At 63.4% G+C, this 26,070-nt stretch carries 30 protein-coding genes; 3 read left to right on the top strand and 27 right to left on the bottom strand.

Annotated features, from left to right (window positions below):
- Positions 1-12: 12 nt before the first annotated feature.
- The gene (locus tag QUG01_RS11605) at positions 13-453 is read left to right on the top strand and encodes a type IV pilin protein (RefSeq protein ID WP_500830282.1); all 441 of its coding nucleotides are present in this window, start codon (positions 13-15) and stop codon (positions 451-453) included.
- A gap of 56 nt (positions 454-509) precedes the next feature.
- On the opposite strand, the gene QUG01_RS11600 is transcribed toward QUG01_RS11605, so the two are convergent.
- The 26 genes from QUG01_RS11600 to QUG01_RS11475 all read right to left on the bottom strand — a co-directional run bounded on the left by QUG01_RS11600 (position 510) and on the right by QUG01_RS11475 (position 22,384).
- Positions 510-770 carry an acyl-CoA-binding protein gene (locus QUG01_RS11600; protein ID WP_500830281.1) on the bottom strand — a complete coding sequence of 87 codons (261 nt, stop codon included), beginning with the start codon at positions 768-770 and terminating at the stop codon, positions 510-512.
- Positions 771-869: 99 nt separating this feature from the next.
- The gene (locus tag QUG01_RS11595) at positions 870-1,493 is read right to left on the bottom strand and encodes a hypothetical protein (protein WP_500830280.1); all 624 of its coding nucleotides are present in this window, start codon (positions 1,491-1,493) and stop codon (positions 870-872) included.
- A 43-nt stretch (positions 1,494-1,536) separates the two neighbouring features.
- Positions 1,537-2,271 (bottom strand): DsbC family protein, encoded by a 735-nt coding sequence (locus QUG01_RS11590; RefSeq protein WP_043628522.1) that lies wholly within the window; start codon positions 2,269-2,271, stop codon positions 1,537-1,539.
- A gap of 24 nt (positions 2,272-2,295) precedes the next feature.
- The gene (locus tag QUG01_RS11585; protein ID WP_500830279.1) at positions 2,296-3,444 is read right to left on the bottom strand and encodes a UbiH/UbiF family hydroxylase; all 1,149 of its coding nucleotides are present in this window, start codon (positions 3,442-3,444) and stop codon (positions 2,296-2,298) included.
- A 3-nt stretch (positions 3,445-3,447) separates the two neighbouring features.
- The gene (locus QUG01_RS11580) at positions 3,448-4,617 is read right to left on the bottom strand and encodes an FAD-dependent oxidoreductase (protein ID WP_500830278.1); all 1,170 of its coding nucleotides are present in this window, start codon (positions 4,615-4,617) and stop codon (positions 3,448-3,450) included.
- 1 nt (position 4,618) lies between these two features.
- Complete coding sequence (locus tag QUG01_RS11575; protein ID WP_500830277.1) at positions 4,619-5,914, bottom strand: aminopeptidase P N-terminal domain-containing protein; 1,296 nt, start codon at positions 5,912-5,914, stop codon at positions 4,619-4,621.
- A gap of 152 nt (positions 5,915-6,066) precedes the next feature.
- Positions 6,067-6,792, bottom strand: a complete 726-nt coding sequence (locus QUG01_RS11570) for a YebC/PmpR family DNA-binding transcriptional regulator (protein ID WP_103321942.1) — start codon at positions 6,790-6,792, stop codon at positions 6,067-6,069.
- Between the two features lie 98 nt (positions 6,793-6,890).
- Entirely contained in the window at positions 6,891-7,667 is a 777-nt protein-coding gene (gene fliR, locus QUG01_RS11565; protein WP_103321943.1) for a flagellar biosynthetic protein FliR, read from the bottom strand.
- Positions 7,667-7,936 (bottom strand): flagellar biosynthesis protein FliQ, encoded by a 270-nt coding sequence (gene fliQ, locus QUG01_RS11560; RefSeq protein WP_043628515.1) that lies wholly within the window; start codon positions 7,934-7,936, stop codon positions 7,667-7,669. Before fliQ ends, fliR begins: the two co-directional genes overlap by 1 nt.
- Positions 7,933-8,433, bottom strand: coding sequence for a GNAT family N-acetyltransferase (locus tag QUG01_RS11555; RefSeq protein ID WP_500830276.1), 501 nt, complete (start codon positions 8,431-8,433; stop codon positions 7,933-7,935). Before QUG01_RS11555 ends, fliQ begins: the two co-directional genes overlap by 4 nt.
- On the bottom strand, positions 8,430-9,182 hold the full coding sequence (gene fliP / locus QUG01_RS11550; protein ID WP_500830275.1) for a flagellar type III secretion system pore protein FliP: 753 nt from the start codon (positions 9,180-9,182) through the stop codon (positions 8,430-8,432). The genes QUG01_RS11555 and fliP overlap by 4 nt, the downstream gene beginning before the upstream one ends.
- A complete protein-coding gene (gene fliO / locus QUG01_RS11545; RefSeq protein WP_500830274.1) occupies positions 9,179-9,628 on the bottom strand; it encodes a flagellar biosynthetic protein FliO in 450 nt (149 codons plus the stop codon). Before fliO ends, fliP begins: the two co-directional genes overlap by 4 nt.
- Positions 9,629-9,633: 5 nt before the next feature.
- Positions 9,634-10,080 carry a flagellar motor switch protein FliN gene (gene fliN, locus QUG01_RS11540; RefSeq protein ID WP_233163861.1) on the bottom strand — a complete coding sequence of 149 codons (447 nt, stop codon included), beginning with the start codon at positions 10,078-10,080 and terminating at the stop codon, positions 9,634-9,636.
- Positions 10,077-11,081: a flagellar motor switch protein FliM gene (fliM, locus tag QUG01_RS11535; RefSeq protein ID WP_500830273.1), complete on the bottom strand. Its 1,005-nt coding sequence runs from the start codon at positions 11,079-11,081 to the stop codon at positions 10,077-10,079. The genes fliN and fliM overlap by 4 nt, the downstream gene beginning before the upstream one ends.
- A gap of 5 nt (positions 11,082-11,086) precedes the next feature.
- Positions 11,087-11,608 carry a flagellar basal body-associated FliL family protein gene (locus QUG01_RS11530; RefSeq protein ID WP_043628505.1) on the bottom strand — a complete coding sequence of 174 codons (522 nt, stop codon included), beginning with the start codon at positions 11,606-11,608 and terminating at the stop codon, positions 11,087-11,089.
- Positions 11,609-11,716: 108 nt separating this feature from the next.
- Positions 11,717-12,724: a flagellar hook-length control protein FliK gene (locus QUG01_RS11525; protein ID WP_500830272.1), complete on the bottom strand. Its 1,008-nt coding sequence runs from the start codon at positions 12,722-12,724 to the stop codon at positions 11,717-11,719.
- Positions 12,725-12,778: 54 nt separating this feature from the next.
- Positions 12,779-13,231, bottom strand: coding sequence for a flagellar export protein FliJ (gene fliJ / locus QUG01_RS11520; RefSeq protein ID WP_500830271.1), 453 nt, complete (start codon positions 13,229-13,231; stop codon positions 12,779-12,781).
- Positions 13,232-13,240: 9 nt separating this feature from the next.
- A complete protein-coding gene (fliI, locus tag QUG01_RS11515; RefSeq protein ID WP_500830270.1) occupies positions 13,241-14,635 on the bottom strand; it encodes a flagellar protein export ATPase FliI in 1,395 nt (464 codons plus the stop codon).
- On the bottom strand, positions 14,616-15,488 hold the full coding sequence (locus QUG01_RS11510) for a FliH/SctL family protein (protein ID WP_500830269.1): 873 nt from the start codon (positions 15,486-15,488) through the stop codon (positions 14,616-14,618). Before QUG01_RS11510 ends, fliI begins: the two co-directional genes overlap by 20 nt.
- Entirely contained in the window at positions 15,469-16,467 is a 999-nt protein-coding gene (gene fliG / locus QUG01_RS11505; RefSeq protein WP_103321952.1) for a flagellar motor switch protein FliG, read from the bottom strand. The genes QUG01_RS11510 and fliG overlap by 20 nt, the downstream gene beginning before the upstream one ends.
- Positions 16,460-18,079: a flagellar basal-body MS-ring/collar protein FliF gene (fliF, locus tag QUG01_RS11500; RefSeq protein ID WP_500830304.1), complete on the bottom strand. Its 1,620-nt coding sequence runs from the start codon at positions 18,077-18,079 to the stop codon at positions 16,460-16,462. Before fliF ends, fliG begins: the two co-directional genes overlap by 8 nt.
- A 167-nt stretch (positions 18,080-18,246) precedes the next feature.
- Complete coding sequence (fliE, locus tag QUG01_RS11495; protein WP_500830268.1) at positions 18,247-18,567, bottom strand: flagellar hook-basal body complex protein FliE; 321 nt, start codon at positions 18,565-18,567, stop codon at positions 18,247-18,249.
- 2 nt (positions 18,568-18,569) lie between these two features.
- Positions 18,570-19,946 (bottom strand): sigma-54-dependent transcriptional regulator, encoded by a 1,377-nt coding sequence (locus tag QUG01_RS11490; protein WP_500830267.1) that lies wholly within the window; start codon positions 19,944-19,946, stop codon positions 18,570-18,572.
- 18 nt (positions 19,947-19,964) lie between these two features.
- Positions 19,965-20,660 (bottom strand): chemotaxis protein CheB, encoded by a 696-nt coding sequence (locus tag QUG01_RS11485; protein WP_500830266.1) that lies wholly within the window; start codon positions 20,658-20,660, stop codon positions 19,965-19,967.
- Positions 20,661-20,779: 119 nt separating this feature from the next.
- Positions 20,780-21,184, bottom strand: coding sequence for a low molecular weight protein-tyrosine-phosphatase (locus tag QUG01_RS11480; RefSeq protein ID WP_500830265.1), 405 nt, complete (start codon positions 21,182-21,184; stop codon positions 20,780-20,782).
- 273 nt (positions 21,185-21,457) lie between these two features.
- Positions 21,458-22,384, bottom strand: a complete 927-nt coding sequence (locus tag QUG01_RS11475; protein ID WP_500830264.1) for a LysR family transcriptional regulator — start codon at positions 22,382-22,384, stop codon at positions 21,458-21,460.
- Between the two features lie 96 nt (positions 22,385-22,480).
- Between QUG01_RS11475 and QUG01_RS11470 the strand changes: the two genes are divergently transcribed.
- Entirely contained in the window at positions 22,481-23,464 is a 984-nt protein-coding gene (locus tag QUG01_RS11470; RefSeq protein WP_500830263.1) for a bile acid:sodium symporter family protein, read from the top strand.
- 33 nt (positions 23,465-23,497) lie between these two features.
- Here QUG01_RS11470 and bla read toward each other — a convergent pair whose 3' ends face one another.
- On the bottom strand, positions 23,498-24,259 hold the full coding sequence (bla, locus tag QUG01_RS11465) for a subclass B2 metallo-beta-lactamase (protein ID WP_500830262.1): 762 nt from the start codon (positions 24,257-24,259) through the stop codon (positions 23,498-23,500).
- Between the two features lie 226 nt (positions 24,260-24,485).
- On the opposite strand from bla, the gene QUG01_RS11460 reads away from it, so the two are divergent.
- Positions 24,486-26,048 (top strand): hypothetical protein, encoded by a 1,563-nt coding sequence (locus tag QUG01_RS11460; RefSeq protein WP_500830261.1) that lies wholly within the window; start codon positions 24,486-24,488, stop codon positions 26,046-26,048.
- Positions 26,049-26,070: the final 22 nt, after the last annotated feature.

The following is a 26,070-nucleotide window of genomic DNA, read 5'->3' as shown; positions in this document are numbered from 1 at the left end:
GAAACACGCGATATGCGGCACCCGCAAAAACAAAAGGGCTTTTCCCTGATCGAATTGGTCATCGCCATGGCTGTGCTGGCCATCCTGGTCGGCGTCGCCGTGCCCGCTTACACCAGCTTCATCCAGCAGTCCAACCGCAGCGTGGCCAAAACCGCGCTGCAGGATCTTGCCACGCGCCAGGAAAGCTATTACACGCTGAACAATACCTACGCCAGCCAGCTCACTTCGCTGAACTACGCCAGCGGCACGGTCTACGTGCCGGGCGGCGGCAACAATCTGTACGCCTTATCCATCGCTAGCGCCACGGCATCGCTCTTCATTTTGCAAGCCGTGCCCCAGGGCGCGCAGGCCAAGGACACCAGCTGCTATACCTATCAGCTCGATAATCAGGGCAATCAAAGCAATCTGACGGCAAGCAGCGCGGTGATCGCGACACCCAACAGCTGCTGGTGACAACACAACAAAAACGGCGCCCACTGGGCGCCGTTTCACCTGGCAGGCAAGCAGGCTCAGTCGGCCAGCAGCTTGTTCACCACGTCAATATACTCTTGCATCGCGGCATCGGCGGTCTTGCCCTTCAGCTTTTCCCAGGCGTCGAACTTGGCGCGATTGATGAAGTCCATCATGCCCGGGCGCTCGCCGCTGGCGTCGCCGTCGGTGGCTTGCTTGTACAGCGCGTACAGTTGCAGCAGGGTCTGGTTGTCCGGACGCTCGGACAGGGTTTTCACATCGGCCTGGGCCTGGGTAAACAGGGTCTGCAGATCAGACATGGCGTTTCCTTTGTCGATGAATCCGGGGCGGTTGTCCGCCCCTGTGGTGTTAGCCCCCCGGCATGCGCCGGGACGGTGGACAATTTAGCATGAAGCGTTTCAGCGCGACAGTGCCGGCGCAGGCGCCGGGTCCGCTTGCGGCTCTATGCGTATCCGTTTGTAGCTTTTGACCGGGCGGCCATCCTTGACGCCGGGCTGGTACCAGGCGGCACGGAAAGCCGGGGCGATGGCATCGGCCAAAGGCTTGGGCGCCTCGCCCTCGAAACGCACCGCATCCACCTGTCCGGTCTCGCTGATGAAGACCAGCAGCGTCAACGGCTGTTGCGAGCCGCTCCAGGCCACATCGGGCAGGGTGATGGCGCTGCGCTCTTCCGCCAGCCGCTCCAGCTCGCGCGCCGGATAATAGATGTCCGCGCCCAAACGCAAACGGTCCCCTTCCGCGGACGGTTTCTGCTGTGCCGCGCCTGCCGGCGCCGAAGCGGGGGACGGCGGCGGCGCCAAGACAGGGGCGGGAATGGAGGCGCGCTCGCTCAATGCCGCGGCATTCTCCAACGCAGGCACGGCCACGGCGCGCACGCGCACGGTCAGCGCACCCGTCGCGCCGCCATTCGGCTGCCCCGGCCGCAGCGGCAGCCACAGCAAGGCGGCATGCGCCAGCATAGACAGCCACAGCGCCAGCAGCAGCTTTTCCGCCATGTTCCAGGGCCGCAGCCTGATTTTCACAACCGTCGCTCCGCCCCTGAAAACACATCCATTCAGAACAGATTTACTTGGCGCTCAGCAGCTGCTCGATATCGCTGCCGTCGATCGCGCCCGGCACCAGGCGGCCGTTCGGGAAGATCAGCGCCGGCGTGCCGGTGACGCCCAGCTTCTCGCCCAAGGCCTGGATCTTGTCCAGGGCCGAAGTATCGCAGTTGTCCGGGCCGGTCAGCGGCTTGCCGTCGCGCATGAAGGCGGTCCAGGCGCCTACCTTGTCGGTGGCGCACCAGATCTGCTTGGACTTGCGCATCGCGTCCGGGTGCAACTGCGTCAGCGGGTACAGGAAGGTGTAGATGGTGACGTTGTCGATATCCTTCAGGCTCTCGCGCTCCAGCTTCTTGCAGAACGGGCAATCCGGATCGGTGAACACCGCCATCTTGCGCTCGCCCTTGCCGCGCACGTCCTTGAAGGCGTATTCGAGCGGCAGCGAGTTGAAGTCCACCTTGGACAGCTCGGCCATCTTCTTCTCGGTCAGGCTTTCCTTGTTCTTGGTGTCGATCAGGTCGCCGACGAACAGATAGCTGGCGTCGCTATTGGTGTACACCACCTGCTTGCCTTCCACCACCAGCTCATAAATGCCCTTGACCGGGGTGGCGCTGACGCTCTTGACCTGCTTATTGGGGAAATGGCTGAGAAAAGCCTTCTTCACATCGTCCAGATTGCCGCCGGCGGCCTGCGAGCAGGCCGCCAGGGACATCAGCATGGAGCTGGCCAGCGCCAGCGACTTCAATTTGGTTTTCATCAGCTTAGGTGTCCTTGTGGGAATTCAGTATCCGATCGCCTGCCGCGCCAGCTGGCGCTTCAGCGGCGCCAGGCGATTGGTCAGCGACAGGCCGGCATTGCGCAGCCAGGGCAGGCCCGGCAGCCGGGCCTGGAACAGGCGGTACAGGCTATCGCAGCCAAGTTGCATCGCCGCGACGGCTTCGCGCCGCTGTCGTTGGTGCCGACGCAGCAGCATCCAATCGCCGCAGTCCGGCGCGCACTGCAAGAGCGCGGCCAGCTGGGCGGCATCCTGGAAACCCAGGTTGACGCCCTGCCCCGCCAGCGGATGCACGGTATGGGCGGCGTCGCCCACCAGCGCCACCCGCTCGGCCACCACGCCCTCAGGCCGGATCAGCCGCAACGGGAAGGCCGCCGCCGGCGTCAAGGTCTCGAAGGCGCCCAGCAGCCCGCCGCCGGCATCCGCCACGTGCAACGCCAGTTCGGCAGGCGACAACTGCAGCAGCGATGGCGAATCAGAAGTGGACCACACCATGGAGATTCGGTTCCCGGCCATGGGCAACCAGGCCAGGATGTCATCGCCGAGAAACCATTGCCGCGCCACGCCGCCATGCGGCTTTTCGCAGGCGAAGTTGGCGACGACGCCGCTCTGGCCATAAGGTTTGACGTCGGCCGAGAGCCCCAGCTGGCCGCGCACCCAGGAATTGGCGCCATCGGCGCCGACCAGCAGCTCGGCGCGCAGCTCGCGGCCATCGTCCAGCGTCAGGCGCGCCTCGGCCGGCGTGGTGGCGAGGCCCTGCGCCGCACCAATCAACAGCTCCACATCGCTGGCCTGCAGACTACGCCACAGCGCCGCCAGCAGCCAGCGGTTTTCCACGATCCAGGCCAGCGCGTCGGCATCGGCGTCGGCGGCGGAAAACTCGATGCGCCCGCCGGCGTCGCCGCGGACATCCATCGCCGCGATGGTGCCGACCCGCTCCATGCTAGGCCAGGCGCCCAGGCTTTCCAGAAAGCGTCGGTTGGCGGGACTCACCGCGTAGACACGGGCGTCCCAGCCCCGCTCCAACGCCTCAAAATCCGGATGCCGCCGCTCCAGCAGCGCCACTCGCTTGCCTTCGCGCGCCAACGCCAATGCCAGACTGGCGCCAACCAGGCCGCCGCCGACGACGATGACTTGATATTTGTCGTAACGCATGGCTTATCCTTGCACGCCGAACACCAGATGGCCGGCGAATTTGCGCCGGAGCGCAGGCAGCGCGTCCAGCGTGGTCATGCCGATGCCGCGCAGCGCGTTCTGCAATGGATGGTGGCCGTCGAACAGCTTGATCAGGCCGTGGGTGAAGCCGACCACCGCATGGCTGTCCAGCTTGCGCGCGGCGGCATAGCGCTTCAGCGCGCGCGCGTCGCCGGGATCGCTGGCCCCCTCCAGCGCCTGGCACAAGCCGACGGCGTCGCGCAGGCCCAAGTTCAGGCCCTGCGCCGCCACCGGGTGCATGGTTTGCGCCGCATTGCCGATCAAGGCCACGCGGCCGCTGACCACCTGGCTGGCCTGGCGCAGCGCCAACGGGAAGCTGGCGCGCGGGCCGATGGACAAGACGCGGCCCTGGCGCTCGCCGAAAGCCTGCTGCAAGGACTCGCGCAGCGCGCTGTCGTCGGCGGCGACCAGGCGCTCGGCGTCGTCTTGGCTGCGCGTCCACACCAGCATGTAGCGCTCCCCGTGCGGCAGCAAGGCGAAGGGGCCGTCGTGGGCGAAGCGTTCGTAGGCCACGCCCATGGGCGGCCGCTCGGTTTCCACCTCGGCCAGCACCGCGCATTGGTGGTAGTCATGGCTCCGGCGATGGATGCCCGGCAGCGTTTCCGCCAGCGCGCCGCCTTCGGCCAACACGACTAGCCGGGCGGTCAGCAGGCGCTTGCCCAGCGGCGTTTCCACTTCGGCGCAGGCATACTGGCTCAGGCTCTTCACCGACGTCACCCGCGTCTGCCACAACACCTGCACGCCGGCACGCGCCAAGGCGCCGGAAAGGCCAGCCACCAGCGCCGGGTAGTCCACCACCGCTCCCAGGTGCGGCAAGCCGAGGTCGGACTTGTCCAACCGGGTACGGCCGCAGCTGCCCTGCTGCGACACATGAACGGTGTCGATGACGGTGGACGGCATGTCATCCGGCCAGGCGCCGGCATCGGCCAGCAGCTGGCGGCTGTGCCAGGACAGGGCCAGCGCGCGGGCGTCGCGCACCTCGGCCTCCCTGGCCCGCGCTTCAATCAGCAGCACGCGCCGGCCCTGCCGGGCCAGCCGCAGCGCCGCCAGCGCCCCCACCGGGCCGCCGCCGACAACCAGAACGTCGGCGTGTTCGCTGTTCATCGCATTCATATCATTCTCCGCGCATCAGCGCCTCGATCTCGGCTATCGTCTTGGGCGCCGCCGCGGTATACACCTCATTGCCGTCCGCGGTGACCAACACATCGTCCTCGATGCGCACGCCGATATTGTGGAAAGCCGCCGGCACATCGTCGGCCGGCCGGATATACAGGCCCGGCTCGATGGTGGTGCACATGCCCGGCTGGTAGCTGCGCCACTGGCCATGCAGCTTGCGCTGGCCGACATCGTGCACGTCCAGGCCTATCATGTGGCCGACCCCATGCATGTAGAAACGGCGGTACGCGCCGGACTCGATCACGCCATCCAGCGTGCCGCTCAACAAGCCCAGGTCCAGCATGCCTTGCGCCAGCACGCGCAGCGCGGCGTCGCCCGGCGCATGCCAGGCCGCGCCCGGCTTCACCGCGTCGATGCCGGCCAGTTCGGCCGCCAGCACCACCTCGTACACATCGCGCTGCGGCCCGCTGAAGCGGCCATTGGCCGGAAAAGTGCGGGTGATGTCGCCGGCGTAGCCCTGCAGTTCGCAACCGGCGTCGATCAGCACCAGATCGCCGTCGCGTATCCTGGCATCGTTGGCCACGTAGTGCAGGGTGCAGGCATTGGCGCCCGCCGCGACGATGGACTCATAAGCCTGATAGCGCGCGCCACGACCCACAAAGGCATGCAGCAGCTCGGCTTCCAGTTGGTATTCATTCATGCCTGGGCGGGCGGCGCGCATCGCCTGGATGTGGCCGGCGGCGGAAATCTCGCCGGCGCGGCGCAGCAAGGTTATCTCGTCCTCGTCTTTGACCATGCGCATCTCGTCCAGCAGCACGCGCAGGTCGCCATATTGCGACGGCGGGCGCGCGCCGGAACGCGCCTGCGCGCGCACCGCTTCCAGCCAGGTATTGACGCGGCGGTCGAATGCCTCGTCATGGCCCAGCGGCCACCACAGCTGGCTGCGGTCGATCAACAGTTCCGGAATCCGCTCCGCCATCTCCGACAGGGCATAGGCCTCGTCAAAGCCGAAAACCTCGCGCGCGCCATCAGGTCCGTGGCGGAAACCCTCCCAGACCTCCATCTCGGGATTGCGTTCGCGGCAAAACAGAATGGATTTGCCGCTGCGGCCGTCGAGCAGCAGCACCGCCTCCGGCTCGGCAACGCCGGTCAAGTACAGGAAATGGCTATCGGCGCGGTAGGGATAGTGGCAGTCGGCGTTGCGCACGGCCTCCGGCGCGGTGGGCAACAGAACGACGCCATCGCCGATCTGCGTCAGCAAACGGCGGCGGCGGGCGGCATGCGGCTGGGACATAGGGTGGCGGATTCCTGAAGCGGTAGTCGAAACGAATCAAGCCACCAGTTTACACCTGCGGCGGCCTCGCCCCAAGCCTGCTGGGGCGGCGCGCAGCACGGCGGCATGAAAAAACCCGGCATGGCCGGGTTGTTTCCCTTGATGGCGCGGGCTTATTCGCCGATGACCGCGGAGGTATACACCTCCTGCACATCGTCCAGGTCTTCCAGCGCGTCCAGCAGCTTTTGCATGCGGACGGCGTCGTCGCCAGTCAGTTCGGTCTCGTTCTCGGCCCGCATCGTCACTTCGCCCATCTCGGACTTGAAGCCCTTGGCTTCCAACGCGTCCTTGATATCGGTGAATTCGTAAGGGCCGGTGATCACTTCGATGGAACCATCGTCATTGGTGACCACGTCCTCGGCGCCGGCTTCCAGCGCCGCTTCCATCAGCGCATCCTCATCCACGCCCGGGGCGAACACCAGATAGCCGCAGTGCTTGAACTGGAACGCCACGCAGCCGTCGGTGCCCATATTGCCGCCGTACTTGGAGAAAGCATGGCGCACATCGGCCACGGTGCGGGTCTTGTTGTCGGTCAGACAGTCCACCATCACCGCGGCGCCGGCAATGCCATAGCCTTCATAACGGCATTCCACATAGTCCACGCCTTCCAGCTGACCGGTGCCGCGCTTGATCGCGTTCTCGATATTGTCCTTGGGCATGGACTCGGCCTTGGCCTTGTCCACGGCCAGGCGCAGGCGCGGGTTCATGTTGACGTCGCCCCCGCCCATCTTGGCGGCGACGGTGATTTCCTTGATCAGGCGGGTGAAGATCTTGCCACGTTTGGCATCCTGGCGACCCTTGCGGTGCTGGATGTTAGCCCATTTACTGTGACCTGCCATATTTGCCTCTGTCTGTTGGTTTGGTTCTCGCCGAACCCAATCGTCAATCAAAAATCGCGCCATTTTAACAGAAGCGGCCGCCGTCTACGAGATGGGGCCTATTTGGCCTGCAGCATCCTGAGCATCATTTCAAAGCCGGCCCGATACATCTGTTCGATCACCGGCACCATCATCGGCAGCGTCAAATAGAGCGTGCCGAAACCAATCATGATGGTCAGCGGGAAGCCAAAGGTGAAGATGTTGAACTGCGGCGCGGCGCGGGTCATCACGCCGATGGCCAGGTTGGTGATCAGCAGCGCGCCGATCACCGGCATGGTCAGGCGGATGCCCCACTCCACCATATGGGCGCCCCACAGCGCCAAAGCCTTGATGCCCTGAGCCGGCATCCCCATCCCGATAGGCAGCACGCGGAAGCTTTCCACCAGGGTGTGCAGCACCACATGGTGGCCATCGAACGATAAAAACAGGAAAAACGTGAACAAGGACAGCATCTGCGACACCACCGGCACCTGGGCCGCGTGAACGGGGTCGAAGAACATGGCGAAGCCCAGGCCGGTTTGCGCGCCGATGATGAAACCGGCTATCTCCACTGAGGTGATCACGAGGCGCATCACAAAGCCCATAGCCAGACCGATCAGCAGTTGCTGCAGCAGGATGGCGATGCCCTCAGCCGACACCAAAGGCACCGCTGGCAAGGGCGGCAACAAGGGCGCCAGCAAAACGGTCAGCATCAATGCGAAGCCCGCCTTGAAGGTCCGCGGCACGCCGCGATAGGCGAAGATGGGCTCCGTCAGGAACAAACCGACGATGCGCGCGAAGGGCCAGACAAAGACACTGACCCAGGCGTTGATCTCTACATCGCTCAGCGCCAGCATCAGCCAATCACATTCGGTATGCTCTGGAACAGTCGGGTGATGTACTCCATCAAGGTGTTCAGCATCCACGGTCCGGCCAGCACCAGCACCAGAAACATCGCCAGCAGCTTGGGAATGAAAGTCAGCGTCATTTCATTGATCTGGGTAGCCGCCTGCAGAATGCTGATCAGCAGGCCCACCAGCAGAGAAGTCAACAAGACCGGCGCCGATACGATGATCAGAATGTACAGCGCATTCTGCATGATGCTGATGACCAATTCAGGACTCATGACTCCTCCTCCCGCCAGCCGCCCTTGGCCAGCAGCCAATTGTCTATCGCCACGCCTTGCCGGATGATCCGGTTAGGACGCAGCAGCCGATAAGCCGCCCGCTCGAACACCGGACGGGACGCATGGCTGGCCCAAACGTAATACGCGTTGACGCCCGCCGCCGCGGCCTGGCGCTCCAGTTCGACAATCATGCGGCCGCCCAAGCCGCGCCGGGCGGCCCACGGCGCGACATACAGCATGTCGAACTCGCCGTTCCGCCTCAGCCAGGCGAATCCTGCCAGGCGGCCGTCCGCCGCCAGCGCCTTGCACGACCAGGCATCGCCCAGCCGACGCTGCCAGACCTGCGCGACCTCCTCATCCCAGCCCCGCTCAGGCGCCCAGGCCGCGCACTGTTCTTCAGTGTAAACCGTTACGGCCAAGGCGCGGACGCTGGCCTGGAACAAGGCATGACACGCCGGCAGATCAGCCGCCGACAGCGCTTCCAGCGGCATCGTCATCCCGTGTAAAAGCTCTGCACCAGCGAGCCCATCAGCAGGGTCCAGCCATCCACCAGCACAAACAGCATCATCTTGAACGGCAAGGAGATGGTCACCGGCGACACCATCATCATGCCCATCGCCATCAGGATGCTGGCGACAACCAGGTCGATGATCATGAAGGGGATGAAAACCATGAAGCCGATCTGGAACGCGGTTTTCAGCTCGCTGATGGCGAAGGCCGGCACCAGCGTCTTCATCGACACGTCTTCCTTGGACTGCGGCTTTTCCGACTGCGAAATCTCGATAAAGAAGGACAGATCCTTCTCCCGGGTCTGGCGCAGCATGAAAGCCTTCATCGGTTTGCTGGCTTCATCCAGCGCCTGGTTGAAGCTGATCTTGTCATCGGAAAACGGCACCCAGGCCTTGCTGTAGACCTGGTCGAAAGTCGGCCCCATGACGAACAGCGTCAGAAACAGCGCCAAACCGACAATCACCTGGTTGGGCGGCGCCTGGGTGGTGCCCAGCGCCTGCCGCAGCAGCGACAGCACGATCACGATCCGGGTGAAGGCTGTCATCATCAGCAGCATGGCCGGGATGAAGGTCAGCGCCGTCATGAACAACAGCATCTGCAGGCTGAGCGAGTAATTCTGCCCGCCGCCCGCCGCCGGCGAACTCGTCATCAGCGGCAGCCCCGCCGCCGCGTCGGCCAGCAAGGGCAACAACAAAGCCCCGCCTGACAGCAGGGCGATCACCAACTTTTTCTTCATGATTTGTCCCGCTGCCCCTGCCCGCCGCGGCTCTTGTCCAACGCGGCCTTCAACCAGCGGGCGAACGGCTCCGCCGGTTCTACTTGGGGCTGATCGGCGCCTTCCGGCCTGGGCATCTTGCTCAGCAGATTGACCTGCTGCGGCGTCACGCCCAGCACCAGCCATTCCCCCTCCAACTCGACGATCACCACCCTTTCCTTCTGGCCTATCATGGCGCCGCCGACCACGCGGACCCTGCCCGTGCCCCCCAGCATGCCGCCGGACAAGCGCTTGAACAGCCAGGCCACGCCGACGATGGCGCTCAGCACCACCGCCAGGCCCAGAATCACCTGCAACAGGCTGGCAAAAGGCGATGGCGCAGGCTGAGCCGGCACTTGCGCCGCCAGCGCCAGCGCCGACCACGCCAAACCGGATGCGCCAAGCAAGGCGCGCGAAGGATTCGGCATGATCCTCATTTCTGCAAGCGGCGAATGCGCTCGGCCGGCGTAATGATGTCGGTCAGGCGAATACCGAACTTGTCGTTGACCACCACCACCTCGCCCTGGGCAATCAGGCAGCCATTGACCAGAACGTCCATCGGCTCGCCCGCCATCCCGTCCAGCTCCACCACCGAGCCCTGCGCCAGCTGCAACAGGTTGCGGATGGCGATCTTGGTGCGGCCCAGCTCCACGGTCAGCTGCACCGGGATGTCCAGAATCATGTCCAGATTCTGCTGCGTGCCGCTGGCCGCGGCCGCCGTGCCCAACTCCTGGAACAAACCTTGCGCCGGCACCGCCTCCGGCGCTTCCGCCGGCTGGCTGTCCGCCACCTCCTGCTCCGCCATCGCGGCGGCCCAGTCGTCCATCGAAACTTCTTCCTCGGCGCCCGCCGCGCCGCCCTGCAGCTCTTCTTCGCTCATTGCTCTTTATCTCCCGGCAGCTCCAAGAACTCGTTCGCTCCCGCCAAAATCTTTTCCACTTTCAAGGCATAGCGGCCCTGTACCGTGCCGTAACTGGCTTCGAACACCGGAATGCCAGATACATCGGCCTCCACCCGCTCCGGAATCTCCACCATCACCACATCCCCCGCCTTCAGGTTCAGAATCTGCCCCAGGGTCACCTTGGATTGGGCCAGCGTGGCCACCAGCTCCACCTCGGCCGCCTGCACCTGATGCGTCATCAGGTTGACCCAGCGGTTATCCACTTCGGTGCGGTCCGCTTGCATCGTGCTGGAAAGCAGATCGCGGATCGGCTCCACCATGGAGTACGGCAAACAGATGTGGAAATCCCCGCCGCCCGCGCCCAGCTCGATATGGAAGGTCATCGCCACGACCACCTCGGTCGGGGTGGCGATATTGGCGAACTGGGTGTTCATTTCCGAGCGCAGATAGACAAACTCGATCGGATGCACCGGCTCCCAGGCCTTCTGGCACTCCGCAAACACCACCTCCAGCAGACGGTGGATGATGCGCTGCTCCGTCGGCGTGAAATCCCGCCCCTCCACCCGCACGTGGTAGCGGCCGTCGCTGCCGAACAGGTTGTCCACGATCAGGAACACCAGGTCCGGATCGAAGATCAAGAGGCCCGTGCCGCGCAGCGGCTTGACATGCACCAGATTCAGGTTGGTCGGCACCACCAGGTTGCGGATGAATTCGCTGTATTTCTGCACCCGCACCGGCCCCACGGAGATTTCCGCGTTGCGGCGGATGAAGTTGAACAGGCCGATGCGCAGATTGCGGGCAAAACGCTCGTTGATGATTTCAAGCGTCGGCATGCGGCCGCGGACAATGCGCTCCTGCCGACCAATGTCGTAGCCGCGGACGCCTGCGGCATCCTGGCTACCCTCATCATCGTCATCCTCGCCGGAGACGCCTCGTAATAGCGCGTCTACCTCTTCCTGGGACAGGATATCGTCGCCCATGGCGCTTACTGCTTCTGAATGATGAAGGAAGTGAAGAGGACGCTGTCGACGACGGGATCCTCGCCCGCGTCCATCGCCTCGTTGATGATCTGCTTGACCTGCGCCTTGAGCTTGACCTTGCCATCGGCGGTGCTGACCTCAGCGGCGGTTTTGGACGACAAGAGCAAAATGACCGCGCTGCGGATCTTGGGCGCATAGTCGGTGAATTTCTTCTTGGCCTCTTCGTCGCCCAGCTCCGCCTGCATGTCAACCTGCAGCAGGCTACCGTCATTGCCGGCCAGATTCACCACGAAAGTGTCCAGTTTTTCGAAAATCGGCGGACCTTCGTGTTTTTTCTTCGGTTTTTCCTTGACCTGCTCAGTCTGCGCCCCAGCCTGCGGCTTGCCCATGCTGGTGAACATATACGCGGCCAACCCGCCCACCGCGACCAATAGCAGAATCAGCAGCACGATGACGATCAGCATCAGCTTGTTGCCGCCGCCTCCTGCCTTTTTTTCCGCCTTATCCGCCTTTTTTTCGTCCGACATATGTTATGACCTGTTCTTTTATGGAGTGCCTAGTGAAATCTTAAACGATTTCCCCCCCATATTTTCCAGTTTTCTCGGACGGATGAACAGTGTCGTAATCAAATACGGTCAGGCAAATATACTGAGTATGCCGCGCGCGGCCTTGATCGAGGCCAGGGCGTCCACACCATCCACCTCAGGCAGACTCGCATCCTGGCGGCCGCGCTTCTGCTGGAATGCCTGTTGCTGCTGGCCGGAATTGCCGCTGGAAACCTGGGAATCGGTCAGTTGGATGCCGCTTGAGGACAGCATGGAACTGAGGCGGTGCATATTGTTTTCCAAAGCTTCGCGGGTCGCGGGCACGGCCGCGGTGAACAAAACTTGCGCCTGATCCGTGCCGTTCATCTTCAAGGTGATCTCAATCGGCCCCATCTGCGGCGGGTTCAACTGAATCTGCGCCTTGTCCATTTTCAGGCTGACCATACTCAGCACTTGCTCCCCCAGCGCTTTGCCCCAATTGGGATCGTTCAGCGTCTGCGGCAAGGCCAGCTGCGGCATATTGGCGCTGGCCGCCTGCGCTTGATTGCTTTGCTGCGGCTGCTGCAATTGCTGCAGCGGCAAGAATTGCGCGACCGTCTGATCCGGGTCCGGCAATTTTTGCTGGCTGCTCTGCCAGTTGAAACCCTGCTTGCCGACGGGCAGCAGCAATGTGGGATCTACCTTGGGGGCAGCTTGCTGAGCCTGCAGATCCTGCATCGGCAAATGAGTGGCAGACGGTTGCGCCAACAAGTCCTGCACCGGCGCCTTGTCTTGTGTCTGTTGAGTCGGCTGCTGCGTGGATGTCACTGGCGCCTGTTGCAGCTGCAAGGCAGCCAGCAGAGGCATGGCCAGCGCGGCTTGCGCAGAAGCGTCGCCGGACGAGTCATTGGGCTTGTCATCGCCAGGCTTGTCCGCCCCGGTGCCGCCATCTCCCAGCCCCGGCAACAGGCTGCCGATCGCGCTCATCTGCACGCCCAGCAGGCTGGCGAACAGATTGCCGGCCGCTCCCTCGGCGCCCCCTCCTGCAGCGGCGGAAGAACCGCCCGGGCCGGACGCGCCGCCGGCATTGGCAACTGGCGTAGTGACGATGATGGTCATGATCAAGCCTCGACTGAGTATTAGCCACTCGCTCAAAGCAAGGAGCGTGCCAGATCAGACATCCTCACCGTGCGTCTTATCCCAGAATTGCCGAGTAGCAAACTCGTCGGTGCGCCTTTGTTCGCGCTTGGCCTCCAGTTGCGCCTCGCGCTCGCGCTCGCGCTGCAGCAGCTTTTCGTAGGCCTTGAATTTTTTGTATTCATGTTGCCAAGCTTGCCGCTCCAGCATGAAGCGCTGGGTGCAGCGATCCACATCCTGCCGCTGCTGGATCATGGCTTCATCCAGTCGGGACAGGAAGCGATGGAAATCCTGATACTGGATCACCGTCATGCCCTTGCTGCCGCCCGCCACCAGCCGCTGGCGATATTCATTGCGGAAATCGTCCAACTGCGTCAGCCGCATGTGAGCCTGATTGAGGCTGTTCTGCGCCAGGCTCATCCGCTCCGCCGCCGACTGCTGCCTTTCGTCGGCCAGCCTCACCAGCAGCAGATACTTGCTTTCCGCCATGGATCAACCTCAGGCCAGCACGCTCGCCAATTGCTCGCAGCAGGAGGCGTAGTCGTGCGATTCATGCATAGGCTGGGTCAGGAAACCCACCATGGGCAAATGGCGGCGCATCGCATCGTCCAGCACCGGATCGGAGCCGGCGACATAGGCGCCCACGCTGATCAGATCGCGATTGCGCCGATAGCGCGAATACAATTGCTTGAAATGACGCGCCATATCCATTTGCTGCTGCGGCACGATGTCGACCATCACCCGGCTGATCGATTGCTCGATGTCGATGGCGGGATAATGCCCTGCCTCGGCCAGATCGCGCGACAGCACGAAGTGGCCATCGAGGATGGCGCGCGCCGAGTCGGCGATCGGATCCTGCTGATCGTCGCCCTCGGACAGCACGGTATAGAAGCCGGTGATCGAACCGCCGCCTTCCTCGCCATTGCCGGCGCGCTCGATCAATTGCGGCAAGCGGGCGAACACGGACGGCGGATAGCCCTTGGTCACCGGCGGCTCGCCAATGGCCAGGGCGATCTCGCGCTGCGCCATCGCGTAACGGGTGACCGAATCCATCAGCAGCAGCACGTCCAGGCCCTGGGCGCGGAAATACTCGGCCAGCGCGGTGGCGTAGGCCGCGCCATGCAGCCGCATCAAGGGCGGCATGTCGGCCGGGGCCGCCACCACCACCGAGCGCGCCCGCCCTTCGTCGCCCAGGATGTTGTCGATGAAGTCCTTCACCTCGCGGCCCCGTTCGCCGATCAGGCCCACCACCACCACGTCGGCCTTGGTAAAGCGGGCCATCATGCCCAGCAGGACCGATTTGCCGACGCCCGAGCCGGCGAACAAGCCCAGACGCTGGCCCCGCCCCACGGTCAACAGGCCGTTGATGGCGCGCACGCCGACATCCAGCACATCATGCACCGGGGTGCGGTCCAGCGGGTTGATCGGTTGGCTGTAAAGGGGGAACCAGGCATCGGGATGGATGGGACCCAAGCCGTCCAGCGGCCGCCCCAGGGAATCCAGCACGCGGCCCAGCAGACTGAGGCCTACCGGCACCTGGCGGCCGACGGAGAGATCGGCGCGCGCGGCGCCGCGAGCATGCCCGTACATCGGCGGCGCATGCGAAGCCAATGGCAACACCGGCGTGCCCGGCAGCAAGCCGTGGACATTGGTCAAAGGCATCAGAAACACTTTGTCGCCGGCAAAGCCAACCACCTCGGCCTCGACCGCCTGATCGTCGGCCAGCACCACCCGGCAGGCGCTGCCGACCGGCAACTTGATGCCCACCGCTTCCATCACCATGCCGGTGACGCGCACCAGCCTGCCGCAAGGCTGCCACAACGAGGCCGAGGCCGCAGCCTCGCCGCAGGCGTCCAGCCAGGCGCGTTGCCGCTCAAGCAGACCGCTGCTCATCTCCCGCCTCCAGCCCTAAGGCCCGGCTCAAGGCAGCCAGGCGGGTTTCGACGCTCATGTCCAAGCGCGCCGACGCGGTATCGATAACGCAGCCGCCGCGCGTGATCGCCGGATCTTCTATCCACTGCCAAGCCGTCTCCGGCGTTTCCTGCTGCAAGAACTCGCGCGCCGCTTCCACATCGGCGGGATTGACGCGCAAGCGGGCCGTGGCAAGCGTGGACGGCAAGTCCGCCAGGGCCGATTGCAATAAGGGCAGCAAAGCCTGCTTGTCCTGCAGCAACTGCTGCTGCATCAGCTTCTGCGCCAGTTGCCAGGCCAATCGCAGCACATCCTGCGCCAGCTCTTGCTCGACGCGCGCCAGCTCCGCGGAAAAACTGCCCGCCATCGACTGCAGGGACTGCCAGGCCTCATCCAGCCTGGGCTGCAGCTCGGCCCGCGCCTCGGCAGCGCCCTGCTCGCGCCCGGCTTGCATGCCCTGCTCGAAACCCTCGGCGCGGCCAGCTTCCAGCCCCGCATCATGCCCGGCTTGCCAGGCTTCCTGATGAATGGCCTCCAGCTCGGCCGCAGTCGGATAGCTCAAGGCCGGCTCGTCTTCCGGCGCCGCGTCCTCCGCCATTTCAGCCTGCTCGGCCATGGCCTCGGCCTCCGCCAGCGGCACTGGCGCCGCAGACTCGGCCTCGCTGGCCGCGATCCGCTCCGCCAGACTGGGCCCGGGCTTGCGCATCTGCGCCATCGCCACCAGCTGGGCCGGAGACAGCGCCTGGGTGAACCCATCCAGCGAGGCTGGACTCCAGCTGCTCCAGCTTTCCAGCTCTTCGCCGGGAATGATGGGATTATTCGACGAGGCCTTCATCACCGCCCTTGCTGCCTAGCACGATCTGGCCGTCGTCGGCGAGCTTGCGCACCACCTTGAGGATTTCCTTCTGCTCGGCCTCGACCTCGGACAGCTTGACCGGTCCCTTGGACTCCAGGTCGTCGCGCAACATTTCCGCCGCGCGCTGCGACATATTGCGGAAGATCTTTTCCTTCAGCTCGTTGCTGGTGCCCTTCAAGGCGATCACCAGCGAATCGGACTGCACCTCGCGCAGAATGGTCTGGATCGAGCGATCGTCGACATCGAGCAGGTTTTCGAACACGAACATCTTGTCCTGAATCCGTTGCGCCAGCTCCGGATCGTATTCGCGGATATAGCCAAGGGCGGAGGCCTCGACATTGCCGCCCATGAAGTTGAGGATTTCGGCAGTGAGCCCCACGCCGCCGGACGCGCTCTTCTTGATGCGGTCCGAACCGGACAACAGCTGGGTAAGCACGTCGTTCAGCTCGCGCAGCGCCTGCGGCTGCACCCCCTCCAGGGTGGCGGTGCGGATCAGCACCTCGTTGCGCATGCGCTCCGGGAAGAACGACAGGATGGAACTGGACAAGTCCGGCTCCAGATGCACCAGAATCGTGGCGATGATCTGCGGGTGTTCGTGGCGGATCAAATCGGCGGCGGAGGACGGGTCCATCCATTTCAGGCTTTCGATGCCGCTGTGATCGTTGCCCTGCATGATCTTGTCCAGCAGGTTGGCCGCTTTGTCCGGCCCCAGCGCTTCCACCAGCACATTGCGCAGATATTCGTCGGAAGCGCCGATGCTGGCGCGGGCCTGGCACTCCTGCCGGAACTGCTCCACCACGTCGTCGATCTGCTCATAGCTGAGGTTGTTGATCGCCGCCATGGCCAGTGAAATCTTCTGCACCTCTTTCGGCCCCAGGTACTTGAATACCTCGACCGCCTCGGCCTGCCCCAGGCTGAACAGCAGGATGGCGCTTTTGCGAATGCCGTTATCACTCATCGGAGCTGATCCATTCCTTGATGATCTGAGCCGCCATGCGCGGATCGGACTTCACGATCTCGCGCACCGCCTCCAGATTGGTGCTGTACTGGCGCCGCTGCGCTTCGCGCGGATCTTCCGGCGCACCGCTGCCAGCCATGCCGGCAGCCATCTCGCCCTCTTCGCCTTCTTCTCCCGCCACGCCCAGCAAGCGACCGCCTTTGGCGCCTGCAGCGCCCTCGGCTTCACCCGGCGCCGGCGGCGGCTTGACCAGATCGCGCATGATGGGACGCACCACGCCAAACAGCAGATACAACAGCGCTATCGCCAGCAAGCCATACTTGATCAGGCTGGTACCGTTGCCGGTGACATAATCGACCACCCGCTCCTGCACGGTAACCGGTTGGGCATTGTCGGCGAAGGCGGCGTTGGCGACATTCAGCGTATCGCCGCGGCTGGCGTTGTAGCCCATCGCCTCTTTGACCAGATTGTTGATCTGCTGCACTTCCTGCGCCGTCAACGGCGTCGGTTTCATTTCGCCGTTCTTGTCCGGCATGCGCCGGTAATTGACCACCACCGCGGCGGACAGCCGCTTGACCACGCCAGTCGGCACCTTGGTGTGCTGAATGGTCTTGTCCACTTCGTAATTGGTGGTGATGTCGCGCTGCAAAGTGCCGCTGGCGCTGACGCTCTGGCCGGATAGATTGGCCGTGCCCGGCGCCGCGCCCGGCGGCAGCGTGATGGGCGCCGACGCCGCAGATGGGGGCTGATTGGACAAGGCGCCCGGCACGCCGCTGGGAAGGGCGGAGCCATTGACCAGCTTTTCGCTGATCTGCTGGCTGCGCGTGGCCGACGGGTTGGGGCTGGAGTTGGGACGGTAGGTCTCGGACGTCTGCTCGATCTCGGAAAAATCGACATTTGCCGTCACTTGGGCGCGCGCGTTGCCCTTGCCGAATATCGGCTCCAGAATGTCTTCGATGCGCTTGACGTAGCCTTCCTCGATCTGGCGCACGAATCCCAACTGACGCTGGTCCAACCCGGAGTTTTCATCCGCTCCCTGCTGCTTGGACAACAGATTGCCGTCTTGATCGACGATGGTGACGTTCTTCAAGGTCAAATTGGGCACCGAGCTGGACACCAGGTGCAGAATGCCGGCCACTTGGCCAGCATCCAACATGCGCCCCGGATACAACTCCAGCATCACGGAGGCGGTGGGCGCCTGCTGCTCCCGCACGAATACGCTCTGCTTGGGCGTAGCGATGTGGACGCGGGCGCTCTGCACCGAAGAAATCGCCTCGATGGTGCGCGCCAGCTCGCCTTCGATCGAACGCTGATAGTTGACCTGCTCGGCGAACTGGCTGATGCCGAACTTCTGGTTGTCCATCAACTCGAAGCCGACGCCGCTGGCCTTGGGCAAGCCCTGCGCTGCCAATCTAAGCCTGACGTCATAGACCTTGTCCGCAGGAACAGAGATCGCGCCGCCCTCGCCCAACTGATACGGAATGTTCATTTGCTGCAGCGCAGCCGTAATCTGGCCGCCATCGCGATCAGCCAGATTGGAAAACAAAACCTTGTAAGAGGGGGTGCGATTGAGAACGACAGCGCCGACGACGACGGCGAAAATGGCCGCCAACGCCGTCAGAAACAGGATTTTTTTATTGCTTGGCAAGGCCTTGAAGCGGTCTCCCGCTTCATTCAAACGAGCGCGCCAAACAGGAGTTGCGTTTTCTTCTGCCAGATCAGCCATACGGTGGTATTAGGTTGAGGTCCACCGCCGCCCAATCTGTGGATCCGACAGCGTTAGACTTGGGTATTCATGATTTCCTGATAGGCGCTGACAAGTTTATTGCGCGCCTGAACCATGGTCTGGAACGACAGGCTGGCTTTCTGCAACGACATCATCACATCCTGCAGATTGACTTCCTTGTTGTCGCCCAGCTGAAACTGCTTCTGCATTTCCTCCGAAGTCTGCTGCGCCGAATTCACTTGGTCTATCGTCGACTTAAGCACGTCGGAAAAGTCGACTTGCGGCGTCTGCTGCGCAGCCGGCGGCTGCTTGCCCCCCGCTAACGCCGCAGCGCTTTTCAGTTCGCCCAGCAACTGGTCGATATTGTTTGACATGGCTACTCCGTGCCATTTCCCTCCGGAACATCCTGGCCAGCCGCAGCGGAATCCTCATCACGGTAACGCTGCAATTTATAGCGCAAAGTGCGCTCGCTGATGCCCAGTTTTTCCGCCGCCAGCTTCTTCACGCCGCCGACAGCTCCCAATGTTTCCAGAATATGGCGTTTTTCAAGGGTTTTCATGTCGGTTTCATCCGACACCGAACCGTCCAAATCGGACGCCGTCCGGGTAAGCTGCCCCACGCCCGTAATATCGCCCAGCAACAAATCAGCGGCAATAATTTCCGCCCCGGCGGCAAGTATTACCGCCCGCTGCACGACATTATCCAGTTCGCGGATGTTACCCTCCCAACTATAGGCCGTCAAATGACGTTCCGCATCCCTGGAAAACACCAGAGATGTCCGTCCTGCGGCCTCTGCATGTCTTTTAAGCAGGAATCGTGCCAAAGGCAGGATATCGTCCGGACGCTCAGCCAATGCCGGTATGCGCAAGGGAAAAACATTCAAGCGAAAATACAGGTCCTCACGAAACCGCCCCGCTTCCACTTCCGCCTGCAAATCGCGGTTGGAGGTGGCCAGCACCCGGATGTCCAGCTTGATGGTGCGGGTGCTGCCAATGCGCTCCACCTCCCGCTCCTGCAGCACCCGCAACAGCTTGGCTTGCAGCGATAGCGGCATCTCGGTGACTTCGTCCAACAGAATGGTGCCGCCCTGCGCCTGCTCGAACTTGCCGGGCAAGGCCTGCGCCGCGCCGGTAAAGGCGCCGCGCTCATGGCCAAACAGCGTGGACTCCAGCAGATTATCCGGGATCGCCGCGCAGTTGACGGCGACGAATGGGCCGGATGCGCGCCGAGAGTAGCGATGGATATAACGCGCCAATACTTCCTTGCCGGTGCCGCTGGGACCGCTGATCATCACGCTGGCGTCGCTCTGCGCCACCCGTCCCGCCAAGGCGAACAGCTGGCGCATGGCGGCGGACTCCGCCACCACGTCGCCGCCTTCGTCGCCAGGCATGGCCAGCAGATGCTTCTCCACCTCCGCCAGCAGGCTCTGCGGTTCGAATGGCTTCAACAGATAGTGGCTGGCGCCGGCTCGCAATAGTTCGATGGCCCGTTCAATCACGCCATAGGCCGTCATCAGAATGAAGGGCACGCCGGGGTAATGCTTCTTGACCTCTTCAAACAGGGCATAGCCGTCCATCGGCGCCATCTGGGCATCCGAAATGATCAAGCCTACCGGTTCCTGCTTCAGCCGCTGCAAGGCCTGGCCGCCATCCGCCGCTTCCAGGGTCGGGTATCCGGACAGCATCAAGGTGTCGATGATGGCTTCGCGCAGGTCGGCATCGTCTTCGACCACTAAAATCGGTAAATACTTCATGGAATCCAATGTGTTTATCTATATCGTCGGCTGGCGCTGATGCACCAGCACCATGAGTCGCTGGGCAATGCCGGACAGCGCCATCACCTCATGCGCGGCGCCCAGCGCGATGGCCTCCTTCGGCATGCCAAACACGACGCAACTGGCTTCGTCTTGCGCGATATTCCAGGCCCCGGCCTGTTTCATCTCCAACATGCCGTTGGCGCCGTCGCGCCCCATGCCGGTCAGGATGATGCCGATGGCGTGTTTGCCCACCAGATTGGCGGCGGAGCGAAACAGCACATCCACCGAGGGCCGGTGCCGATTGACGGCCGGGCCATTGTTCAGCGAAGTGCTGTAGCCTATCGTCGGCGCGTTCTTGATCAGCAGATGGGAATGCCCCGGGGCGATGTAAACCGTCCCCGCCTGCAGGCGCTCATTGTCTTCCGCCTCCTTCACCCGCAAGCGGCACAATGAATCCAGACGCTGCGCAAACGACTGGGTGAACATTTCCGGCATATGCTGGGCCACCAGAATCGGCGGCATATTGGCAGGCAAGGCAGTCAACAGGGTACGCAAGGCTTCGGTGCCCCCGGTGGACGAACCGATGACGACGATGGTCTGGCTCGCCAGCGGCGTCTTGGTCGGCTGACGCGGCAGGATCACGTCAGCGCTATGACTGGGAACGATCTCCAACGGCGTCTTGTTCGCTCGCTCGCGCGAAGTCAGGGCCATGATTTTACCTTGCGACATGGTCCGCCTGCGGCGAAACGCCGCCACGGGCTTATTAAAGAGAAAAGGTATTTCCGTCAGCTTAGCAGCAGTTGACGGCCGCAGTCAGCCCTTCGTCCTGTTCAATCGGCGCGCCGAGCCAGTTGACGCAGCCAGCCATCGCAGGCCGCCTCCAGCATGTCCAACACGGCTTCGAATCCCTGGCTGCCGCCATAATACGGATCCGGCACCTCGCGCGCCTCGCCCAGCGGTTCCAATATCAAATGCAACCGGTCCTGGAGATGGGCCGGACATTGGCGACGCAAGTCCGCCAGATTGCGCTTGTCGGCCGCCAGGATCAGATCAAAGCCGGCAAAGTCGGCGTCGCTCACTTGGCGGGCGCGCAGCGCGGACAAGTCGTACCCGCGTCGCGCCGCCGCCCGCGCGCTGCGCTCATCAGGCGGCTCACCCACGTGATAGCCATGCGTGCCGGCGGAGTCTATCCGCACCCTGCCCAACAGGCCAGCCTGCGCCAGCTTGGCCCGCATGATGCCCTCCGCCGTAGGCGAGCGGCAGATATTGCCATGGCAGACAAAAAGAATCGAATACTCTACACGCTGATTTTGCATTGATTTAACAAGCCTTTGTGCGCTTTACTGGGCTATGGCGCAATACTGCGCGATGAACAGCTTTTTAAACAGGATATCACGGTAAATAAGCCATTTTAAACGTAGCGATTTGCTGAAGATTTTTAATTGCAGCCGCCGGCCAATCTAATTAATCATCGGTCCGCCGAGCACAATCCATCGCGCCAGCCACGCTTAATCGGCTTCCTCAAGCGCCCTTTTCGTCAAATGCTGTAATTCATCCCGCATCTCCAGCACCAGCCGCCACAGGCTTTCCGCCGCCGGCGACAGCGTGCGGTTGCGGCGGCGTATCAGCACGATGCGGCGACTCTCTCGCGGCAGCAGCGCCCGCGCCAGCAGATCGCAGCCGGCCGGAAACGGCATCGCCAGGCCAGGCGACACGCTGATGCCTATGCCCGCCGCCACCATGCGGAACACCGAGTTCGAGTGCCCCAGCTGCTGCGCCACCGGGCAATGGATCCCATGCCTCTGCAGCAGTTGATCGATCAAAGGCCGGCTGCCGGAGCTGCCATCCAGCAACACCAGCGTTTCGCCATCGAGTTGGCGCCAGGTCGCGGCGGCTTGCGCGGCCAGGTGATGATCGGGGCGGCACACCAGCCAGAAGTCGTCCTGCAGAATGACTTCCTGCTCCAGCTCGTCCGAAGGCTCCGGCTCCACCACCAGGCCAAAATCCACCGCGCCGCTCTTTACCGCTTCCACATTGAGGCGCTGCACCTGGTCTTGCAGATGCAGGCTCAACTGCGGATAGCGCTGGCGGCTGGCGGCGATGATGGCCGGCATCAGGCTGGCGGACAGCGTGGGACTGCTGGCGACATGGACCGTGCCCATGGCCTGCCCGCCCTCCTTGCGCGCCGCATCCAGCACCTCGTCCAGCGCGTCCAGCGCGCGCGCCAGCTTGGGCAGCAAGCGGCGTCCGGCCTCGGTCAGCACCACTTCGCGCGTGGTGCGGTCCAGCAGGCGCACGGCCAGCGTCTCTTCCAGCTCCCTGACCGCGCGGCTGACCGCAGGCTGGGTCAAACCCAGTTCATCGCCGGCGCGGCTGAAACCGCCTTGCTCGGCGACTGTCCGGAACACGCGCAATTGTCGCAAGGTGAAATTCATAAATTAAAGTCATTAATTGATCATATAAATGCATTTGTATTCTGAATTGAGCTGCGTTTCAATAGTGACATTGCTGTTACACCTTGCGGGACCGACATGCCCAAATTGCTGGATTCTTTCACGCTGGCGCTGATCGCCACCGTCGCGCTGGCCAGTCTGCTGCCCTGCTCCGGCGAGGCCGCGCAGATTTTCAACCTCGTCACCAACCTGGCCATCGGCCTGCTGTTCTTTCTGCACGGCGCCAAGCTGTCGCGGGAAGCGGTGCTGGCCGGCGCCGGACACTGGCGGCTGCACTTGACGGTGCTGGCCTGCACCTTCGCCCTGTTTCCCTTGCTGGGCCTGTTGCTCAAGCCGGCACTGGCCCCGCTGGTGACGCCGGAGCTGTATCTGGGCGTGCTGTATCTGTGCATGCTGCCGTCCACCGTGCAATCGTCCATCGCCTTCACCTCGATGGCGCAGGGCAATGTGCCGGCGGCCATCTGCAGCGCCACCGCGTCCAATCTGCTGGGCATCTTCCTCACCCCGCTGCTGGTGGGTTGGTTGATCGTCGATCACGGCGGCGCCGGTCAAAACATGAGGTCGGCGCTGGGCATCGTCTACCAGTTGCTGCTGCCCTTCGTGGCCGGCCAGATTGCCCGCCGCTGGCTAGGAGGCTGGGTGGACAAGCACAAGGCGGTGCTGAAGTATGTGGACCAGGGATCGATTCTGATGGTGGTGTACACCGCTTTCAGCGCCGCGGTGATCAGCGGCCTATGGCGGCAGACGCCGCCGGCCGCGCTGGCGGGGCTGCTGGCGGTCAATGGCGTGCTGCTGGGGCTGCTGCTGGCGATCACCACGCTGGCCGGCCGCAAGCTGGGCTTCAACCGCGAAGACCGGATCACCATCTTGTTCTGCGGTTCCAAGAAAAGCCTGGCCAGCGGCGTGCCGATGGCCAAGGTGCTGTTCGCCGGCCATGCGATCGGCGCCATCGTGCTGCCGCTGATGCTGTTCCACCAGATCCAGCTGATGGTGTGCGCGATGCTGGCCCAGCGCTACCGCAGCCGACAGATGCGTTCAGCGCGGGCCGAAACCCGCGCCTAGCCATCGCGTCATCCCCGCCTGCGCGGGGATTTTTCATTGCGCCGCGTGCAGCAACGCCAGATAGCGGTCGATCAGCTCCGGACCGTGTTCGGCATCCTGGTGGCCGGCGATGACGGTGTCGACATCCAGATCCAGTGCCTTGAGCTTTTCCAGCGTTTTGGGGTATTCCGCCAAGTCGGCATAGCGCATATTGCCCAACTCCGGCTTGAGGATGCAGTTGCCATAAAGCACTTTTTCTTGCGGAAAATAGACAAAGATGCCGTCTTTGGTATGGGCCGGCCCCAGATAGAACGCGCGCACCCGGTCGTTTTGCAAGGAGAAGTCGCCCGCAAACACCTGATCCGGCAACACCAGCGGCAAGGCCGGATAATCGGGAAAACCTTGGCGGGTGAAGGCGACCACCTCATCCCAGCCGGCGCGCATCTCGTCCGCCGTCAGCCGGGTGGACACGATGCGCGCGCCTATGCTCTTCCAGTAGGCGTTGCCGCCGGCGCGATCGGTATGGTAATTGGTGTTGATCACCTCGGTGATCGGCTTATCGGTCACGCGGCGGATCTGTTCCGCCAGTTCGCGCGCGGTATCCGGCGTCCAGGTCGCCCCCACCACCGTCACGTTCGCGCTGCCGATGTACACCACCGAATTCTCCCGCGTGTAGTAGCTGTCTTCCGCCACATAAACGCCGCCGCGCACCGGCTTCAACGCCATCTTGCCATCCGCGGCGCCAGCCGTCGCTGCCCAGACCAAAGCCAGAACCCATGCCGCCAAGCGACCGCCCATCTTGAATATTTTGTGCATTCCATCATCCATCAGTATTGATAATTAAGCCGCAAATCACCCCGATGCCTGTCAGCGCGAGAACTTGCCGCCTGCTTGACGTTCAAATGCCGGAGACCGGCGCTGCCATGCCGGCAATAAATTGTTTTAAAAAGAAAAACCGGCAAATGTCCGTGACAGGAATTCTAGGGGCGGCGTCCTGCTTGGCAAACGCCGCCTACCGTAACCTCCGTAACTAGAAACCGCGATGATGCCATCCACCGCCGATCTATCTTTCGAGCTTAGCCCGCCATATCACGCTGTCGGCGCCCCGGCCCGTTTCCAGTCGCTATGGCTGCTGGTCCGTTTGTATTACGCCAGCGTCCATGAAGACGGCCCGTTGCCGGCCGCCGCCTTGCGGCAGCGTTTTCCGACCACGCGCGGACTGCGCATGCTGGTATCGCGCGCCTTCGCCGACTTTGCCCGCTGGGGAGTGGAAGTGGGTTGGGGAGCGCCGGGACGCGTGGCCGTGGCGCTGCTGAATCCTGCCGGGCGCAGCCGCGGCCCGTTCTGGCTGCCGGCAAGCACGCGGCAACGGCTGCGTTTCACGCTGCAAGGGCAAGCGGCAGGACGCGAAGCGCTGGAGCAGTTTTTGGGATTGCACGCCGCCTCGACAGCAAGCGCGGACGACCCGCTGGCCGAGCTGATGCAGGATCTTGATTACTGGAGCCGGCTGACGCAGGCGATCCGGGACGAACGCGATGGCCTGGGCCGGCAGTCGGGTCGCCAGACCGCCGCCGCTTTTCACGCCGCCAGCGCGTGCGCGCACAACGATTTCCAGCAAGCGCTGGCCTTGATGAAGGAAAGCCTGGCCTGGCGCCGCAGCGCGCAAATGGACGATAGCCGGGTGGCGCTGAAACGGCTGGGCAGCGCGCTGGCGGGAAGCCGTTTCGCCAATGCCCAACCCACCTTCGCCGCGATGGCGCGCATCGCCGAGGCCTGGGACGGCTATGCGCGCGGCGAAACCGCCGCAGCCGAGGCCAGCCTGGCCCAGCTGCATGCGTCTCCCGAACTGCAGCCGGTGTTCCGCTACAACCCACGGGTCCGTTTCGAGTGCCTGAACCTGAGCGCGCTGCTGCACAAGCAGGCGGCGCTGAGCGACAATCAGCCCCAGCGGGCGCAGGCCGCGCTGCAAGCCTTGGCCGGCGCGTTGGAGGCCGCCTACGAAGCCGACTCGATAGACTCCGCCCAGCATGTGGCGGCCAATATCGGCTGGTGCCTGTGGCTGTTCTGGCGGCAGCGGCTGATCGACGGCGAGCGCGCGCTGCCGGCGGAGGCGATGCAGCGCCAAGCGATACGCTGGCTGGGCTTGTCGGAATGGATTTGCGACCGCTTTGGCGGCGGCAATGGCTCGGCCTGGAACACCATTTTTCTGCTGCGCGTCGCCCGCGGCAATTGCGCTGGCGCCATCCCCCCCTCGCTGGCGGCCTTCCAGTCCAACCGCCCCTTTCCGCCGTCCCAGTTAGGCAAGGCGCTGAAACTCAGTCCTTGCCCATTCTCGCCGGCCAAGGGTTATGGCAACTGGTCGGCCTTGGCGGAATTGACGCTGGAGGAGCATGACCAGGGCCGGCTGCCGCTGGCGCCGCTGCAACTGGCGAATCTTTTGCTGGAAACGCTGTGGTTCCAGGCGCAGGAACAGGGGCTGAGCCGCGCCGCCTGCGGCAATGCCGCGCGGCTGCTGGCCTTGCTGCCCGAGCTGCGCCGCAATGAGCGCAGTTTCTTCCGCGCGGAACTGGCCACCCTGCCGCAGGAGTTGCTGGAAACAACTTAAAAAATACCCCGCGTCATTCCGG

The organism is Chromobacterium sp. CCUG 76385, assembly GCF_059916625.1.
This window is presented reverse-complemented; position numbering and strand designations above follow the sequence as displayed.

Excerpts from the sequence above, each read along its gene's own strand:
- QUG01_RS11605 (WP_500830282.1), top strand. The coding sequence starts at position 13 with ATGCGGCACCCGCAAAAACAAAAGGGCTTTTCCCTGATCGAATTGGTC.
- QUG01_RS11600 (WP_500830281.1), bottom strand. The coding sequence starts at position 770 with ATGTCTGATCTGCAGACCCTGTTTACCCAGGCCCAGGCCGATGTGAAA.
- QUG01_RS11590 (WP_043628522.1), bottom strand. The coding sequence starts at position 2,271 with ATGAAAACCAAATTGAAGTCGCTGGCGCTGGCCAGCTCCATGCTGATG.
- QUG01_RS11585 (WP_500830279.1), bottom strand. The coding sequence starts at position 3,444 with ATGCGTTACGACAAATATCAAGTCATCGTCGTCGGCGGCGGCCTGGTT.
- QUG01_RS11580 (WP_500830278.1), bottom strand. The coding sequence starts at position 4,617 with ATGAATGCGATGAACAGCGAACACGCCGACGTTCTGGTTGTCGGCGGC.
- QUG01_RS11575 (WP_500830277.1), bottom strand. The coding sequence starts at position 5,914 with ATGTCCCAGCCGCATGCCGCCCGCCGCCGCCGTTTGCTGACGCAGATC.
- QUG01_RS11570 (WP_103321942.1), bottom strand. The coding sequence starts at position 6,792 with ATGGCAGGTCACAGTAAATGGGCTAACATCCAGCACCGCAAGGGTCGC.
- fliR (WP_103321943.1), bottom strand. The coding sequence starts at position 7,667 with ATGCTGGCGCTGAGCGATGTAGAGATCAACGCCTGGGTCAGTGTCTTT.
- fliQ (WP_043628515.1), bottom strand. The coding sequence starts at position 7,936 with ATGAGTCCTGAATTGGTCATCAGCATCATGCAGAATGCGCTGTACATT.
- QUG01_RS11555 (WP_500830276.1), bottom strand. The coding sequence starts at position 8,433 with ATGACGATGCCGCTGGAAGCGCTGTCGGCGGCTGATCTGCCGGCGTGT.
- fliP (WP_500830275.1), bottom strand. The coding sequence starts at position 9,182 with ATGAAGAAAAAGTTGGTGATCGCCCTGCTGTCAGGCGGGGCTTTGTTG.
- fliO (WP_500830274.1), bottom strand. The coding sequence starts at position 9,628 with ATGCCGAATCCTTCGCGCGCCTTGCTTGGCGCATCCGGTTTGGCGTGG.
- fliN (WP_233163861.1), bottom strand. The coding sequence starts at position 10,080 with ATGAGCGAAGAAGAGCTGCAGGGCGGCGCGGCGGGCGCCGAGGAAGAA.
- fliM (WP_500830273.1), bottom strand. The coding sequence starts at position 11,081 with ATGGGCGACGATATCCTGTCCCAGGAAGAGGTAGACGCGCTATTACGA.
- QUG01_RS11530 (WP_043628505.1), bottom strand. The coding sequence starts at position 11,608 with ATGTCGGACGAAAAAAAGGCGGATAAGGCGGAAAAAAAGGCAGGAGGC.
- QUG01_RS11525 (WP_500830272.1), bottom strand. The coding sequence starts at position 12,724 with ATGACCATCATCGTCACTACGCCAGTTGCCAATGCCGGCGGCGCGTCC.
- fliJ (WP_500830271.1), bottom strand. The coding sequence starts at position 13,231 with ATGGCGGAAAGCAAGTATCTGCTGCTGGTGAGGCTGGCCGACGAAAGG.
- fliI (WP_500830270.1), bottom strand. The coding sequence starts at position 14,635 with ATGAGCAGCGGTCTGCTTGAGCGGCAACGCGCCTGGCTGGACGCCTGC.
- QUG01_RS11510 (WP_500830269.1), bottom strand. The coding sequence starts at position 15,488 with ATGAAGGCCTCGTCGAATAATCCCATCATTCCCGGCGAAGAGCTGGAA.
- fliG (WP_103321952.1), bottom strand. The coding sequence starts at position 16,467 with ATGAGTGATAACGGCATTCGCAAAAGCGCCATCCTGCTGTTCAGCCTG.
- fliE (WP_500830268.1), bottom strand. The coding sequence starts at position 18,567 with ATGTCAAACAATATCGACCAGTTGCTGGGCGAACTGAAAAGCGCTGCG.
- QUG01_RS11490 (WP_500830267.1), bottom strand. The coding sequence starts at position 19,946 with ATGAAGTATTTACCGATTTTAGTGGTCGAAGACGATGCCGACCTGCGC.
- QUG01_RS11485 (WP_500830266.1), bottom strand. The coding sequence starts at position 20,660 with ATGGCCCTGACTTCGCGCGAGCGAGCGAACAAGACGCCGTTGGAGATC.
- QUG01_RS11480 (WP_500830265.1), bottom strand. The coding sequence starts at position 21,184 with ATGCGGGCCAAGCTGGCGCAGGCTGGCCTGTTGGGCAGGGTGCGGATA.
- QUG01_RS11475 (WP_500830264.1), bottom strand. The coding sequence starts at position 22,384 with ATGAATTTCACCTTGCGACAATTGCGCGTGTTCCGGACAGTCGCCGAG.
- QUG01_RS11470 (WP_500830263.1), top strand. The coding sequence starts at position 22,481 with ATGCCCAAATTGCTGGATTCTTTCACGCTGGCGCTGATCGCCACCGTC.
- bla (WP_500830262.1), bottom strand. The coding sequence starts at position 24,259 with ATGCACAAAATATTCAAGATGGGCGGTCGCTTGGCGGCATGGGTTCTG.
- QUG01_RS11460 (WP_500830261.1), top strand. The coding sequence starts at position 24,486 with ATGATGCCATCCACCGCCGATCTATCTTTCGAGCTTAGCCCGCCATAT.